General features: G+C 63.7%; 11 protein-coding genes. 4 read left to right on the forward strand and 7 right to left on the reverse strand.

The features are described from left to right. Window positions 1-28: 28 nt before the first annotated feature. The 4 genes from AC3D25_RS05575 to AC3D25_RS05590 all read right to left on the reverse strand — a co-directional run bounded on the left by AC3D25_RS05575 (window position 29) and on the right by AC3D25_RS05590 (window position 4431). Window positions 29-1147: an ABC transporter ATP-binding protein gene (locus AC3D25_RS05575; protein ID WP_488887456.1), complete on the reverse strand. Its 1119-nt coding sequence runs from the start codon at window positions 1145-1147 to the stop codon at window positions 29-31. 88 nt (window positions 1148-1235) lie between these two features. Beyond that, complete coding sequence (locus AC3D25_RS05580) at window positions 1236-2093, reverse strand: carbohydrate ABC transporter permease (RefSeq protein WP_488887457.1); 858 nt, start codon at window positions 2091-2093, stop codon at window positions 1236-1238. Further along, window positions 2083-3027, reverse strand: a complete 945-nt coding sequence (locus tag AC3D25_RS05585) for a carbohydrate ABC transporter permease (protein ID WP_488887458.1) — start codon at window positions 3025-3027, stop codon at window positions 2083-2085. Before AC3D25_RS05585 ends, AC3D25_RS05580 begins: the two co-directional genes overlap by 11 nt. Window positions 3028-3177: 150 nt before the next feature. Further along, a complete protein-coding gene (locus AC3D25_RS05590) occupies window positions 3178-4431 on the reverse strand; it encodes an ABC transporter substrate-binding protein (RefSeq protein ID WP_488887459.1) in 1254 nt (417 codons plus the stop codon). 510 nt (window positions 4432-4941) lie between these two features. Between AC3D25_RS05590 and zwf the strand changes: the two genes are divergently transcribed. The 3 genes from zwf to AC3D25_RS05605 all read left to right on the forward strand — a co-directional run bounded on the left by zwf (window position 4942) and on the right by AC3D25_RS05605 (window position 9206). Next, the gene (gene zwf / locus AC3D25_RS05595) at window positions 4942-6402 is read left to right on the forward strand and encodes a glucose-6-phosphate dehydrogenase (RefSeq protein WP_488887460.1); all 1461 of its coding nucleotides are present in this window, start codon (window positions 4942-4944) and stop codon (window positions 6400-6402) included. 202 nt (window positions 6403-6604) lie between these two features. Beyond that, on the forward strand, window positions 6605-7306 hold the full coding sequence (gene pgl, locus AC3D25_RS05600; protein ID WP_488887461.1) for a 6-phosphogluconolactonase: 702 nt from the start codon (window positions 6605-6607) through the stop codon (window positions 7304-7306). Then, the gene (locus AC3D25_RS05605) at window positions 7287-9206 is read left to right on the forward strand and encodes a bifunctional transcriptional regulator/glucokinase (RefSeq protein ID WP_488887462.1); all 1920 of its coding nucleotides are present in this window, start codon (window positions 7287-7289) and stop codon (window positions 9204-9206) included. The genes pgl and AC3D25_RS05605 overlap by 20 nt, the downstream gene beginning before the upstream one ends. An 82-nt stretch (window positions 9207-9288) precedes the next feature. Here the strand turns inward: AC3D25_RS05605 and AC3D25_RS05610 are convergent, their stop codons facing one another. Beyond that, on the reverse strand, window positions 9289-10875 hold the full coding sequence (locus tag AC3D25_RS05610; RefSeq protein WP_488887463.1) for an acyl-CoA-binding protein: 1587 nt from the start codon (window positions 10873-10875) through the stop codon (window positions 9289-9291). Continuing rightward, window positions 10872-12185, reverse strand: a complete 1314-nt coding sequence (locus tag AC3D25_RS05615; RefSeq protein ID WP_488887464.1) for an MASE1 domain-containing protein — start codon at window positions 12183-12185, stop codon at window positions 10872-10874. The genes AC3D25_RS05610 and AC3D25_RS05615 overlap by 4 nt, the downstream gene beginning before the upstream one ends. Window positions 12186-12462: 277 nt before the next feature. Between AC3D25_RS05615 and AC3D25_RS05620 the strand changes: the two genes are divergently transcribed. Further along, entirely contained in the window at window positions 12463-14739 is a 2277-nt protein-coding gene (locus tag AC3D25_RS05620; protein ID WP_488887465.1) for a patatin-like phospholipase family protein, read from the forward strand. A 108-nt stretch (window positions 14740-14847) separates the two neighbouring features. On the opposite strand, the gene AC3D25_RS05625 is transcribed toward AC3D25_RS05620, so the two are convergent. Beyond that, a complete protein-coding gene (locus tag AC3D25_RS05625) occupies window positions 14848-15990 on the reverse strand; it encodes a porin (RefSeq protein WP_488889611.1) in 1143 nt (380 codons plus the stop codon). Window positions 15991-16290: the final 300 nt, after the last annotated feature.

Consider the following 16290-nt stretch of genomic DNA (forward strand, 5'->3'; position numbering starts at 1 on the left):
TTCTCAAGCGGACAACGCCTGAAAACGCTCAGGCAAGCCGTTCCTCGGTCTTCGAATCGAACAGCACGGCCTTCGACACGTCGAACAACAGCGTCGTGTTCGTGAGCGGCTGCGGGTTCGATGCCGGGTGCACGCGGCTCACGATGCGCTTGCCGTTCACCTGCGCGAACACGAGCGTGTCCGGGCCGGTCGGCTCGATCACGTCCACTTTCACTTCGATCGGCTGCAGGCGCGCGTCTTCGACGTTGTGCGCGCTGCGAGCGTCGGTGATGCGTTCCGGACGCAGGCCCAGAATCACTTCCTGGCCGATCTTGCCGCGCACGGCGGCGGCGTCGAACGGCAGGTTCAGCACCGTGCGCGCCACGCCCGTGTCAAGTTCGATCCCGATGCCCGAGCCCGCCTGCACCAGATTGCCGCTGATGAAGTTCATCGGCGGCGCGCCGATAAAGCCCGCGACGAACAGGTTCGACGGCGAATCGTAGATGTCCTGCGGTGCGCCGAACTGCTGCACGACGCCGTCCTTCATCACGGCGATACGGTCGCCGAGCGTCATCGCTTCGATCTGATCGTGCGTCACGTAGACGATGGTCGTGCCGAGGCGCTGATGCAGCAGCTTGATTTCCGAACGCATTTCGATCCGCAGCTTCGCGTCGAGGTTCGAAAGCGGTTCGTCGAACAGGAACATGACCGGGTCGCGGGCGAGCGCGCGGCCCATCGCGACGCGCTGGCGCTGGCCGCCGGAAAGCTGGCCGGGCTTGCGGTCGAGCAGATGCTGAATTTGCAGCGTGTCCGACACGCGGTTCACGATGGTCTTCTGCTCGTCCTTCGGCACCTTGCGGATATTCAGGCCGAACGAAATGTTCTCGCGCACCGTCATGGAAGGGTAGAGCGCGTAGGACTGAAACACCATCGCGATGTCGCGGTCTTTCGGCGACAGGTTGTTCACCGTCTTGTTGTCGATCAGGATCTCGCCGCTCGTCACGGTTTCGAGACCCGCGATCATGTTGAGCAGCGTCGACTTACCGCAGCCCGAACCGCCGACGAGAATCAGGAACTGACCGTCTTCGATGTCGATATTGACGCCCTTCAGGACCGGAACCCCGTTCGGGTAGGTCTTGTACACGTCACGGATGGAAAGGCTTGCCATGCTGTGAATCCTCTTATGTCTCTTGCTGCGCGTTTGTTGTGTACCGTGACGCGGCGGCATCTCACGCCGCGCCAGGCCCCGACTGTCTTTAGCCCTTTACCGCGCCCGCCGTCAGGCCGCGCACGAAGAAGCGCCCGGCGACCATGTAGACCAGCAGCGTCGGCAATGCGGCGATGATCGCGCCGGCCATGTCGACGTTGTATTCCTTCACGCCGGTCGAGGTGTTGACCAGGTTGTTCAGCGCGACCGTGATCGGCATGGAATCGACGCCGGAGAACACGATCCCGAACAGGAAGTCGTTCCAGATTTGCGTGAATTGCCAGATCAGGCAGACCATGAAAATGGGCAGCGAAACAGGCAGCAGGATCTTAGTGAAGATCACGAAAAAACCCGCACCGTCGATCCGCGCCGCCTTCACGAGTTCAGCCGGAATGCTCACGTAGAAATTGCGGAAGAACATGGTCGTGAACGCAATACCGTAGACCACGTGAACCAGCACGAGGCCGGTCGTCGTGTTCGACAGCCCGAGCATGCCCTGCAGGCGCGCCATCGGCAGCAAGATGGCCTGGAAGGGGATGAAGCAGCCCACCAGGAGCATCGTGAAGAGCGCGTCCGCGCCGCGAAAACGCCAGTGCGTGAGCACGTAGCCGTTGAACGCGCCGATGATCGACGAGAGCAGCACGGCCGGAATCACCATCTTCACGGAGTTCATGAAGAACGGCTCCATGCCGTCGCAGCGCACGCCGGTACAGGCTTCCTGCCACGCCTTGACCCACGGCGCGAACGTGAAGTGGGTGGGCGGCGTCAGCAGGTTGCCGGTACGCAACTGGTCGAGGTCCTTGAAGGACGTCGAGAGCATCACGTAAATCGGAAACAGGAAGTAGAGGGCAAACAGGATCAGCGCCGCATAGATGACGGCGCGGCTGATCGTCATCTTAGGCTGCATTTCGGGTGCTCCTCGATTCCAGATACATCAGCGGCACGAGCACCGCGACGACGGTCGCCAGCATCATCATCGACGAAGCCGCGCCCACGCCCAGTTGCCCGCGATTGAACGAAAACGTGTACATGAACATGGCCGGCAGCGACGACGACGTGCCCGGGCCGCCCGCGGTCAAGGCCACGACGAGGTCGAAGGTCTTGATCGTGATGTGGCAGAGAATCAGCAGCACGGAGAAGAACACCGGGCGCATGCTCGGAATCACGATCTTGCGGTAGATGGTCGGCAATGCCGCGCCGTCCATTTGCGCCGCCTTGAAGATTTCCGCATCGACGCCGCGCAGACCCGCCAGGAACAGCGCCATCACGAAGCCGGTGGATTGCCACACGGCCGCGATCACGACGCAGAAAATGGCCTTGTCCGGATTGCCGAGCCAGTCGAACGAGAAACTCGTCCAGCCCCAGTCGTGGAACACCTTTTCGAGACCGAGGCCGGGATTCAGAATCCACTGCCAGGCGGTGCCCGTCACGATGAACGACAGCGCCATCGGATACAGAAAAATCGCGCGCAGCGCGCCTTCGTTGCGGATCTTCTGGTCGAGAAGGATGGCAAGGAAAAGGCCGAGACCCACGCAAATAGCGATAAACGGAATGCCGAACCAGCCGAGGTTCGCCGCCGACGTCCACCAGACGTCGTTGTCGAATAATTGCCGGTAGCGGTCGAATCCGGAGAATTCGTAGCGCGGCATGAGTCGCGAATTGGTCAGCGACAAATAGCCGGTGATGAGAATGAAGCCGTACACGAACACCAGCGCGATCAGCACGCTCGGCGCGAGGACGAGTTTCGGGATGTACCGGTCAGCCATTGCCGCCATCGGCGACGTGCGGCGCGGCGGGGTTTGCGGACGCTTTTCCGCGGTACCGCTAAGGGAGGCAGCCACTACTAGACTCCTGGAAATGTGCCGGCACGAATGTCCCGGCTGTTGCCCGGATATTCGGCCGGCACATGATGCGACGATTTATTTCGCTGCCACTGTCGATCCGGACGCCTCCGCTGGAAGGACGCCCGGTTCTGTTTGCTTATTGCTCTATTACTTCGTCTTCGCTGCGTTCGCGAGAGCGGCAACTGCGCTCTTCGAATCTTGCGTCGAGTTCATGAACTTCGTCACGACGTCCGTGATCGCGCCGGCGGTTGCATCGCCTTGCGCCATGCCGTGCGCGAGCGACGGAACATAGCCGCCCGACTTGATGGCGGTCTGTTCGTCGGCGTACGATTTCTTCGCGCAGTCGTCGAACTTAGCCATCGGCACGCCCAGACGAACCGGGATCGAACCCTTGTTCAGGCTGAACTGTTCCTGGAAGTCGGGCGTCATGATGGTCTTCGCGAGGGCGAGCTGGCCCGGCGTTGCTTCCTTCGACCCCTTCTGCTGGAAGAACACGAACGAATCGACGTTGAACGTGTAGGCCTTTTCCGTACCCGGAACAGCGGCGCAGACGTAGTCGCTGCCGGCCTTCTTGTTCGCGCCGGCGAATTCGCCCTTCGCCCAGTCGCCCATGAACTGCATGCCGGCCTTGCCGTTGATGACCATGGCGGTGGCCAGGTTCCAGTCACGTCCCGTGCGGCCGTTGTCGAAGTACGACTGGACCTTGCGGACCGTGTCGAACACCTTGACCATCTGGTCCGACGTCAGCGTCTTCTGGTCCAGATCGACGATCGCCTTCTTGTAGAAAGCCGAGCCTTGCGACAGCACGACGTCTTCCCACAGCGTCAGGTCTTGCCACGGCTGGCCGCCTGCTGCGACCGGTACGATGCCGTTCGCCTTCATCTTGTCGGCGACCGCGAAGAACTCGTCCCACGTCGTCGGAACCTTGCCGCCTGCCTTGTCGAGCGCGGCCTTGTTGATGTACAGCCAGTTCACGCGGTGCACGGCGAACGGCACGGCTTCATAGTGGCCGTCGGCGTGGATGATCTTGTCGATTTCGGGCGGCAGGTTCTTCTTCCAGTCGCCGGCGACCGAGTCGATCGGCACCAGGACGCCTTGCTCGGCCCATTCCTGAATCAGCGGACCCTTGATCTGGGCGGCCGACGGTGCGTTGCCCGAGATCACCTGGGTCTTCAGCGCGGTCATTGCAGCGGCGCCTGCGCCACCTGCGACGGCGAAGTCCTTCCAGGTGTAACCCTGCTTCGTCATGTCGTCCTTGAGCACGCCAATCGCCTTCGATTCGCCGCCCGAGGTCCACCAGTGCAGCACCGAGACGGCTTCGGCAGCGTGAACCGCCTGCGCCGACATGCCACACAACAGACCAGCGGCGCCAAGCGCGCCCATGAGCTTACGGACTTTCATTGTTTATCTCCTCCGAACACCTGAACAAAAAACGGTTGGCCCCTGACATGCCAGGAAGCGTTGGTTAGCAAAACAGGCAAAACTTGTGTGGCCGGATGTCGGCGGTGTCGGCTGGGAGAACTGCAGCGTGCGGCGCGTGAATTTTCACGTGGCGCGCGCGTGCGTAGCCGGCTAACCGATATCCGGTCGCACGGCTCTCAAGAGATGAGTGGGTTGAATCGCAACGGCTGTCTCCTCTTTTGATTTTTGCCCGCCCCGGCCAGCGGCTGGCGCGAAACGAGCCCGAGGCGCATGCCAACCGACTCTGGCTGCTCCCAAGAGCGCCGATGCTTTATGTCCGTTAACATGCAAATTCCACGTGTATCTCCGGGAAAACGCTAATCTTCTGATTGACTTAAGCTTTTTTTTCCGGGATGACGTTACCTCTTGATTTGGATTGTAGTTAAACTACAATTCAGTGTCAAAAAAAATTTTATCGGACTACGGTCCCTCTGAACACGACGGAGACACATGCAACTCGACTCGAATTTCACGTTCGTTCTTTTCGGCGGAACCGGCGACCTGTCGATGCGAAAAATCCTTCCGGCGCTCTATGAAGCGCACCGGGCGGGCATGCTCGCGCCGGCCGGGCGGATCGTGGCCGTGGCCCGCGCGGCCGAGGATCGCGAAGCCTATCTCGCATGGGTCGAAGAACACGTGAAGCCGCACGTCTCGAAGAAGGGTGTCGATACGGAGGCATGGAAGGGCTTTTTAGAGCGGATCGTCTATGTGCGGCTCGATCTCGGCAAGCCGGAAGACTTCCGCCTGCTGCGCGACGCGGTCGCGAAGCAGGGCGGCACGCGGGTGTTTTACCTCGCGACCGGCCCGTCTCTCTTCGTGCCGATCTGCCGCGCGCTCGCCGAAGTCGGCCTGAGCGAAAACGCGCGCATCGTGCTGGAAAAGCCGCTCGGCTACGATCTGAAGTCGTCGAAGGCGATCAACGACGCCGTCGGCGAAATCTTCCGCGAAGAGCAGATCTACCGGATCGACCATTATCTCGGCAAGGAGCCGGTGCAGAACCTGCTCGCGCTGCGCTTCGGCAATGCGCTGTTCGAGCCGCTGTGGCGCCGCGAATGGGTGGAAAGCATTCAGATCACGATTGCCGAGGAACTGGGCGTGGAAGCGCGCGGCGACTTCTACGACAACACCGGCGCGCTGCGCGACATGGTGCAGAACCACTTGCTGCAACTGCTTTCCATCGTGACGATGGAGCCGCCGCATTCGATGGATTCCGACTCGGTCCGCGACGAAAAACTGCGCGTGCTGCGCGCGCTCAAGCCCATCGATCCGCGCGACATCAGCAAGGTCGCGGTGCGCGGCCAGTATCACGGCGGCGTCATCAAGGGCACGTCGGTGCCGGCGTATGCCACCGAAAAAGGCGTGCGCGAAGACAGCCACACGGAAACTTTCGTCGCGCTGAAGGTGGAAATCGAGAACTGGCGCTGGGCGGGCGTGCCGTTCTTCCTGCGAACCGGCAAGCGGCTCGCCGATCGCGTCGCGGAGATCGTCGTGAATTTCCGGCCCGTGCCGCACTCGGCGCTCGGCGCCAACGCGTTGCGCGCGGGCATGAACCGTCTCGTGATCCGCCTGCAGCCGAACGAAACAATCCGCCTCTACTGCCTCGCGAAGCAGCCGGGCGAAGGCATGAATCTCGCGAGCGTCCATCTGGACCTTGCGTTTGATCAGTTCTTCAAGGAAGGCCAGATGGAGGCGTACCAGCGCCTTCTGCTCGACGTGATCAACGGGCGGCTCGCGCTGTTCGTGCGCCGCGACGAGCAGGAGGCGGCGTGGCGCTGGGTCGAGCCGATCCTGAACGAGTGGGCCAGTTCGCCGAAGCCGCCGAAGCCTTACGCATCGGGCACGTGGGGACCGGCGGCATCGAGTGCGATGCTCGCGCAGCACGGCACCTGCTGGCTCGAAGAAGAGAACTGAAGTTGGCGGCCGCGCGATCCGGCATCCGGGTTGCGCACAGATTCTGGACACTGACGGACCCGGCGTCGCGGCGGACACAAGCCGCGATGAAAACCAAAGAAGAAAGAAAACTGAGACAACGCCGCCGCGCGTGCGGTCTACGCAAGATGTTCGCGATGCGTGGCGGAGCGATGAAACCAAAACAAAGCAGGATGGAGGAGCAGTGATCGAGCTTCACACTTTCGACGACCCGCGCGCGCAATCCGACGCGCTGGCGAAGGCCGTGGGCGACGCGCTACAAGCGTCGCTGGCGGCCCGTGGCGCTGCGTCTGCCGACGCCGCGCACCATGCAACGCTCGCCGTATCCGGCGGCACCAGTCCACGCCCGTTCCTGCAGGCGCTGTCCACGCAGGCGCTCGACTGGGCGCATATCGACGTCACGCTCGTCGACGACCGCTGGGTTCCGGAAACGGACCCGGCGAGCAACGCCACGCTGGTGCGCACGACGCTCTTGCAGAACGCAGCGTCGAACGCGTATTTCTGGCCGCTCGTCGACACCTCGCGTCCGCTCGACGCGCATATCGCCGATTTGAACGGCGACCCGCAGCGCCGCGTCCCCGACGTGGCGGTGCTCGGCATGGGCGAGGACGGCCACACGGCGTCCATTTTCGCGGATGCCCCCGAGTGGAATCTCGCCGTCACCACGCCTGAGCGTTTCGTCGCGGTGAATCCGGTGGCCGCGCCGCACGCGCGCGTGAGCCTCTCGATGTCCGCGCTCCGCGAAGTCGGGCAGCTCTATCTGTTCATTTCTGGCCAAAAGAAACTCGACGTGCTGAACGCCGCGCTCGCCGCGCCGCAAAAGAACGCCATGTCGACGCTTATCAATACACAGGGAGTAAAGGTCGATGTCTACTGGTGTGCATAAGGCCGTACCGGCCGGAAGCCAGCACGCCGACGGACCGAGGCTTTTGGCCGACGTCGGCGGGACCAACGCGCGTTTCGCGCTGGAAACCGCGCCCGGCGAGATCGGGCAGATTCGCGTGTATCCCGGCGCCGATTACCCCGGCATCGCCGAGGTGATGCAGCAGTATTTGAAGGACACCAAGGTCGGCCGCGTGAACCACGCGGCGGTCGCGATCGCGAATCCGGTCGACGGCGACCACGTCGCGATGACCAATCACGACTGGAGCTTTTCGATCGAAGCGACGCGCCGCGCGCTCGGCTTCGACACGCTTCTGGTGGTCAACGACTTCACCGCGCTCGCGATGGCGCTGCCCGGTTTGACCGATGCGCAACGCGTGCAGGTCGGCGGCGGCGCGCGTCGTCAGAGCAGCGTGATCGGCCTGCTCGGGCCGGGCACGGGTCTCGGCGTATCCGGCCTGATTCCGGCCGACGACCGCTGGATCGCCCTCGGCAGCGAAGGCGGCCACGCGAGCTTCGCGCCGTCGGACGAGCGCGAGGACATCGTGCTGCGCTATGCCCGCAAGAAATGGCCGCATGTGTCGTTCGAACGCGTGGCGGCAGGGCCCGGCCTCGAATTGATCTACCGCGCGTTCGCCGAACGCGACGGCACGAACGTGGCCGAAGCCGTCAATTCCGCCGACGTCACGCAACGCGCGCAGGCGGGCGAGCCGCTCGCGCTCGAAGCGGTCGATTGCTTCTGCGGCATTCTCGGCACGTTTGCCGGGAATATCGCGGTAACGCTCGGCGCGCTGGGCGGGATTTTCATCGGCGGCGGCGTGGTGCTGAAGCTCGGCGAACTGTTCAACAAGTCGCCGTTTCGCGAGCGTTTCGAGGCGAAAGGCCGCTTTCAGCAGTATCTGTCGACCATTCCGACCTTCGTCATCACGGCGGAATATCCGGCGTTCCTCGGCGTCTCGGCCATTCTGTCCGAACAGTTGTCGAACCGCGCGAACGGCGGGTCGTCGGCGGTGTTCGAGCGGATTCGCCAGATGCGCGACGCGCTCACGCCCGCCGAGCGCCGGGTGGCCGATCTCGCGCTGAATCATCCGCGCTCGATCATCAACGACCCGATCATCGACATCGCGCGCAAGGCCGACGTGAGCCAGCCGACCGTGATCCGCTTCTGCCGCTCGCTCGGCTGCACGGGCTTGTCCGACTTCAAGCTGAAGCTCGCGACGGGCCTGACCGGCACGATTCCCGTGAGCCACAGCCAGGTGCATCTCGGCGACACCGCCACCGATTTCGGCGCGAAAGTGCTCGACAACACCGTCTCCGCAATCTTGCAACTGCGCGAGCACCTGAATTTCGAGCACGTCGAACGGGCGATCGACATCCTGAACGGCGCGCGGCGTATCGAGTTCTACGGACTCGGGAATTCGAACATCGTGGCGCAGGACGCGCACTACAAGTTCTTCCGCTTCGGCATTCCGACCATCGCTTACGGCGACCTGTACATGCAGGCGGCGTCGGCCGCGTTGCTGGGCAAGGGCGACGTGATCGTGGCGGTGTCGAAATCGGGCCGCGCGCCGGAATTGCTGCGCGTGCTCGAAATAGCGATGCAGCAGGGCGCGACCGTGATCGCCATCACCTCCAGCAACACGCCGCTCGCCAAGCGCGCGACGGTCGCGCTGGAAACGGATCACATCGAAATCCGCGAATCGCAGTTGTCGATGATCTCGCGCATCCTGCACCTCGTGATGATCGACATTCTCGCGGTGGGTGTCGCGATCCGTCGCGCGCTGCCCGCGCCGAACGCCGACATCGACGATGCCGTGGCGAAGGTCCGCGATGCGGGCGACGAGGACACGGGCGCCGTGCTCGACTGGCTCAGTCACGGAGCGGCGGGCGTCGCACGCGACTGATCCACGCGGGCGCTCTGTCTTGCGCTGAAAAAACGAAGGCCGCCGATGCGAATCGGCGGCCTTTGTCATTGCGAAAACGCTATTACGCGACGACAGCCTGCGCCAGTTCGTCGGCGAGCGCCACGTAGCGGCGGCGGGCGTCGTCCCGTCCGACACCGCCGAGCCGCGTCCACGCCGCATGCTTCGCGCGGCCGGCGGGATCGAGTGCGGAAGGCTGCTGCGCGGGCGCGTCGCCTTCCACGGCCTGCTTGTAGCAGGCATACAGGCGCAGCAGCACGTCGTTCGGCGGACGCCGCGCGAGCGACTTGACCTCGGCTTGCGATTGCGCGAAGCGGCGTTCCAGCGCGTCGCCGTCGAGCGCGGCAAGCGCCGCGGACACGGGCGGTGACTGATGTGATGCACCGGACGCACCGGCCGCGCGCACGAGCGCCTCGCCCGATTGCCAGAATGCGCCTTCGGCCTCGGCGTCGCGTGGATCGTAGACCACGCGCACGATCCGCTTGTTGCGGAACGTGAAAGTTTGCCGCGCCGCGCCGTGGAAGGGTTTGCCGCCGCGCGTCGCGACGAACAGCACGTCGGCTGAAGCGGTTTGTCCTTCGAACGCGGGTTCGCCGTAGGACTGCACGGCAAACGTGCCGTCCGAGCGGTCGAGCAGGGCGGAAAACAGGTCGATCAGCGCGCTGCGTCCGGCGTATTCGCCCGCCAGCGGGCCAGTGCCGTGCTGCTCCCACACGACGTCGGACGCGAACAGCGGCAACGCCGCCTCGAATTGCTGCGCGGTCATCGCCGCCATGTAGCGCCCGGCGACGTCGCGAACTTCCGCATCGCTCATCGGTACGTCGACTTCGACTTCAGCCGGGCTGTCGGCGGCGGCCGGATCGAGACCGAGAAAGCGCAGGACGTTCGTCGTGACGGTCTGGCGGTCGTTATCGACGCAAATCAGGTGGTAGCTGTTTTCCAGCACGACCACTTCCGAGCGCGCCACCGCGCCGCGCAGGAAATCGGCCGATTTCAGGCTCGTGAGTTCGTCTTCGCGCGCATGCATGACGAGCGTTTCGCAGCGCAGCGCGGTGGCGGCGCGCTTGGCGAGCCGCCGCAAGCGATCCACCTCGCGGATACACGCGAGCGGCACCCATCGGTAATGGAAATTCTCGCCGCGATCGAATTTCGCTTTCACGATCGAGCGCACGAGCGCGTTCTTGATGCCGTAAGGCTCGTCTTCGTCCACCCGCATCCGGCTCGGCACGAACGGCAATAGATACATCAGATGCCGCAGCCCGCGATACCAGGGCGTCGCCCAGCCGTCGATGAAGATCGGCGGCGCGAGCGTGACGAGCCGTCCGCGCGAGTGGCCTTCGCGCGCGCAAAGGGCGATGGCGAGCAGCGACCCCATGCACATGCCGACCACATGCACGGTGTCGTAGGCGAGCGCGACTTCGCGATATTTCTTCGTGACCGCGTCGAGCCAGGCCTCGGCCCGCACGCCGGAGAGATCTTCCGGCGTCGTGCCGTGGCCCGGCAAGGTCAGCGAATGCGTATCGATACCCGCGCGCTTTAACGCCTTGTGCATTGAACCGAGGTCGAACTGTGTGCCGCCGAGCCCGTGAATCAACAGCGCGGCCGTGCTTCCGGGCTGCACCGTTGGCTTGTCTGCCTCGGCCGTGTTCATGCGGCCTCCGTTTCGCGAACGACCGCCGTCGGGTCGCGGGCGTCCGTTGCGAGCGGCACGCGCCAGGTGCCCGCGATGAACGCGGTGTTGTCGTCGAGATCGCTGATCGCCCGGCTGCTATCCGTGACGAACACGCGCTTGCCCGACGCCATCGGAAGGGCGAACGTAATCTCGCCGGTCGAGTTGCCGTCCGTTGCGCGCAGCCAGCGGTTGCGGGCGCGCGCGCGGTCGTCGCGATCGATCGCGGCAATGACCTGATCGAGCGTGCCGAGCGTGTCGGCGCTGCGGCCGAGCAGATTTTCCACGTCGCCGCCCCATTCGATCCGGCCGCTTCTCGGATCGAGGCAATAGACCAGCTGGCCGCTGCCCGCGAGCGCCAGTTCCATATTCGAGCGCCACTGCGTCGCGCTGTCGCGCAGGCGCTCGCGATGGCCGCGCAAGGTCGTGGTGAGCAGGACCAGCACCGAAGCGACCCCGAGATACAACTGCACGCCGAGAAGCGAATCCGCGTCGGGTGTCCACGTGAATGGCCCGTTGCCCGAGGCGGTCGCCGCGAGCGCGATCAACGCGAGCACGAGGACCGAGACGACGCCGCCCCGCGCGCCCCACAACAGCGCGATCAGCGCGCAGAACAAGAGCGGCACGTAGCTCAGCCCGATCGTGAGGTTCGCGCCCGCGTGTTCGGCCGCGCTCGCGCCGAAAACCAGAAGCGCGGTCGGTACGAGCGCGGCGAACGCAAGACCGCCGATCACCAGTTCCGCCCGCCCGCCCGACGCCTGCCGGCTCGGCCGGAAGCGCGCCCAGGTCGTGAAGACCGGCGTGATCACGAAGATTCCGACGAAGTGCGCGATCGCCCGCATCTGGAGGCTCGACGCGAAATCCGCACCGTCGGCCATGAGCACGGCGGCGTTTGCGCAGGCGGCGAGCAGGCATTCGATCAGCGCGGCGAGAAAGAGTGCGCGGAGGAAATAGAGCCCGTGGAGCGGCACTTGCGCCAGGCGGACCACGAGGGCGAGCGCGATGCCCGGCGCGCCGATGGCAACGATCGCCAGGAGGATCGAGAGCAGAAGGTTCGCGCCGTGGATCACGCCGAAGAGCGTCTGCGCGCAGCCGATGCCGATCATCACCGCGGGCCATGCCCCGGGGCGCGTGAGCATCAGCGCGGCCATCGCGACGCCGGCAGGCAGCCAGATCGACGACGCAGGACCGGCGCCAGTCGAAAGAACGGCCGATGCGTAAGCAGCGAGGAAATAGGGAAGTGACCAGAGCAGGCCACCGAGTTGATGACGCTGACGCGAACGCGGACGCATAACAATTCTCGGCAATGAAGAGGACAGATGGAAGCGCCGAGCGTAATTTTTCTACCAGTAAATTCATATCAGATTCATCTGATATGAATGTAAAAAATCTACAAAAATCCGTTAAAAAATAAAATTAATCCGATATATATTGATTTGAGGGATAGACATACTTTTAGCGTGTCTCTAGAATTTCTCGCCGGATTGCGTCCGACTCGACGCACTCGATTCCCCGAATCCGGGAGCCGCCACTTTTCTAGCTGCGTAATTCCGTTGCGCACCCCGCCCCATGCGTAACGCGTTGCTTTGCCTGCTTGCCCTTTGCGTGCTGTCCGCGAGTCCGCTCACCCGCGCCGATTCCGGCACGTTGCCGGAAACCGCTGCGCCGGGTGTCGTGGCGCCTCGTCCGAAAATAGCGCTCGTCCTTTCGGGCGGCGGCGCGCGCGGCTACGCGCATATCGGCGTGCTGAAGACGCTCGAAGCGCTGCGGATTCCTATCGATATGGTCGTCGGCACGAGCATGGGCGCGGTGGTCGGCGGGCTTTACGCGTCGGGTCTGCCGGCGGAGGAACTGGAGCGGCGGGTGGCGGAGGTGAATCTGGGCGAGATCGCGTTCGACCGCACGTCACGCACGACGCTGCCGCAGTCGTTGCGCGAGGACGAGGCGGAATATCCGATCGCGCTGTCGGCCGGAATCGACGACAGCGGCAAGCTGAAGCTCCCCAAAGGCTTCGTGCGCGCCAATTCGTTTCTCGCGCTGATGCAGGAATGGACGGCCGACGTACCCGCCGACGGACCGTTCGACCGCTTCCCGTTGCCGTTCCGCGCGGTCGCGACGGATCTCGAAAGCGGCGATCGCGTCGTCTTCGACCACGGCTCGCTGCCTGTCGCGATCCGCGCGAGCATGGCCGCGCCCGGCCTCTTTTCGCCGATCGAAGTGAATGGCCGCACGTTGGTGGACGGCGGGCTGACCGATAACCTGCCGGTCGACGTCGCGCGCGACCTCGGCGCGGACATCGTGATCGCGGTGAATATCGGCACGCCGCTCAGGACGCGCGCGGCCATCAATTCGCCCGCCGATGTCGCGCAGCAGATGGTCGGCATTTTGATCGGCCAGAACGTGAAGGCGCAGATCGCGTCGCTGCGCGCAACCGATATCTTGGTCAGCCCGGACCTCGGCGACATCACGTTCACCGACTTCACGCGGGCGGCGGAGGCGATCGAGCGCGGCAGCGAAGCCGCCGAGGCGCTGCACACGCAGCTCGACGCGCTGTCGCTGTCGGAAAGCGACTACGCCGCTTACCGCGCCGCGCACGTCGTGAACGCGAAGCCGCGAAACGGCATCCAGATCGGCGCGGTCGATATCGACAGCCACGGCCGCGTGCCGCACGACTACATCGCGCAATACGTCACCGTCGCGCCGGGAGACCACTACGACGCCGCCGCGATCAACCGCCAGTTGGCGACGCTCGAATCGACCGGCTACTTCGAGAGCGTGACGCACGAACTCGTGGAGAAGGACGGCGTGGAGCGGCTGCGCGTCGACGCCCGGGAAAAGCAGTGGGGCCCGAACTTCCTTCTGTTCGGACTCGGCGTATCGACGGATTTCGCCGGCACGGGCGGCTTCGTGCTGAATGTCGGCCACCGGCGGCCGTGGATCACCGCGTCGGGCCTCGAATGGCGCAACGACCTGAAACTCGGCACCGAGGACCTCGCGTTCCACACCGAATTACGCCAGCCCGTGTTCCAGCGCTTCGGCTACTACATCGCGCCGTATGCCGAGGCGTCGCAACGTTTCGCGAACTACTACGATGCGTTCGACGACGCCTCCGGCAAGCGGCCGCAGCTTCGCCTGCGCATCATCGAGGCGAAGACGGGCGTCGACTTCGCCGCGCCGATCGGGCGGCTCGGGGAGTTGCGAGTCGGTGTGGGCGCCACGGTGATCAACCGGCAGGCTACCGAAGATATTCTCATCGGCGATGAACAGAACGACGTGCCTGCCAGCCAGCTCAGCATTCCCGCGGATAAACAGACGTTCGCGCGCGCGCAGATCGTGATCGATCAACTCGATAACGCGCTGTTTCCGCGCGCCGGCTATTACCTCAAGGCGGACGTCGCGAAATCGTTCGATTCAGAGGGCAGCTACGAGGTCGCGCATGTCTTCGCGACGGGCGCGACGCGGTTCGGGCGACACAGCTTCAACGCATCGGTGGAGGGCGGCATGGCGCAGCATGCGGGTGCGCCATTCTCGCTCGGCGGGTTCCGCCATCTCGCCGCGTACGGCGTGAACCAGTTCACGGGCAACTATCTCGCTTACGGCCAGTTGACCTACCAGTATCAGATCGCGACGCCCAACGGGCAGATCGTGCGGGATATCTATCTGGGCACGACGGGTGAGGTCGGCAACGTGACGCAGCGCGGCGCGGCATTGCGCGACGATCCGCTCAAGAAAAGCCTGAGCGTGTTCATCGGCACGGTGACGGCGTTCGGGCCGGCCTATGTGGGCTTTGCCGCTGCGCCGCACGGGCAGAACAGCGTCTACTTCCAGTTCGGCGCGAGATTCTGACGCCCAATAAAAAACGGTGCGATACCCTTTCGGATACCGCACCGATACGCGCCTCTCGCAGCAGCGTGAAAACTTGAAACTAGACTCTTTTCTGTTCAGACCCGTCGATTAGAACGAGTGCTGGATACCTGCGTACACGCCCGATTGCTGGTGACCGAGCAGCGGGTTGTCCGATGCCGTGGTCGTGCCAGCCGCATTGGCGTTCAGGCCGTAGTTGGCGGAGCTGCTGTTACGCACCGTTGCCAACTGGATGTCGAGCAGCGTGCGCTTCGACAGGTTGTACGAACCGCCGAACGTGTAGATCGTCGCATTGCCCGCGCCATTGTTGCCGTTGACGTGGTAGACCGCTGCGATCAGGGCTGCTGCCGGCGTGGCTTGCCACGTCACACCGCCCCATTCGTGGTCGAGCGTGGTCGGCTGGCCGGGCAACTGACCCGTCTGGCCTGCCGTGCGGATAGCCTGGTAAGCGGCCTGGATCTTGAACTGGCCCAGGAACACGTTAAGGGCTGCCGTGTATTCACGCGAGAACCCGTAGACACCGCCGCCGTTCGACTGCGCCGCACCGTACGGGCCGCTGAGCGTACCGTTTGCCGGGTTGCGGATTTCGTCGTAGATACCGCGAACCTGGAAGAGCGCGTTCGTGTAGGTGATCTGCGCGCCGCCTTCACGGCCTTGCGGCGTCGTGCCGTTACCGTTCCAGTTCGTTGCATTCGACAGCGCGTACTGGCCGTAGAAGTCAAAGCCTGCAACCTTCGGCGACTGGTACGACAGGTTGTTGCTCGATTGCGGCCAGTTACGACCACGCACCAGCGACGCCGACGACCAGTTCGACTGACCGAACGGGTCGAAGTCCCACACGCCGTTCGAGATGAACAGTTCGCGACCCAGCAAGAAGGTACCGAACTGGTCGTTGGCGACACCCACCGTCGCCCAGCGATTGAAGAGACCGCCGCCGCCCGGGCCTGTGCCCGTCATCGTGTTGAAGCTGCCTTCCAACTGGAACACGGCCTTGTTGCCGCCGCCCAGATCTTCAACGCCCTTCATCCCCCAGAGGCTCGTGCCCCAGTCGCCGCTTTCTGCGCGGAAACGGTTGGTGCTGCCGGTGGCCTGGCCGTTTGCGCCAACGCCCTGAGGCACGCCCGACATGTATTCCAGGCCGGCGTCCAAACGGCCATACAGCGTCACGCTGCTTTGGGCGTGAGCTGCAACGCCGAACGTCAGCAGCGATGCCGCGAGCAAAGCTTTCTTCATCATCTCCTCCAACCCTGTCGAAAAAATAGAACCCAAGTGCTGCCGTATGATCCGGCGCCAGCGCACCGAACCGGAAAGCTTTTATTGAGGAATGACACGCTAGGGCGGCTGTGCCCGATGTGGTTCGCATGAGGGCCGTGCCCTCCGGACGAACTCCACGGCCGACCTTGGGATCGGTGTCTCCTCAGTTCTTTTTGAAGTAAAACTACTTTTAATGAACTTCGTTTGCGTACTTTGGTTACTAATTTAGCAAAAACCGTTTACCACGCCAAGAAAATTGTTATTTCCCAATGATGTGTC

It is taken from the genome of Caballeronia sp. SL1002 (assembly GCF_057814995.1).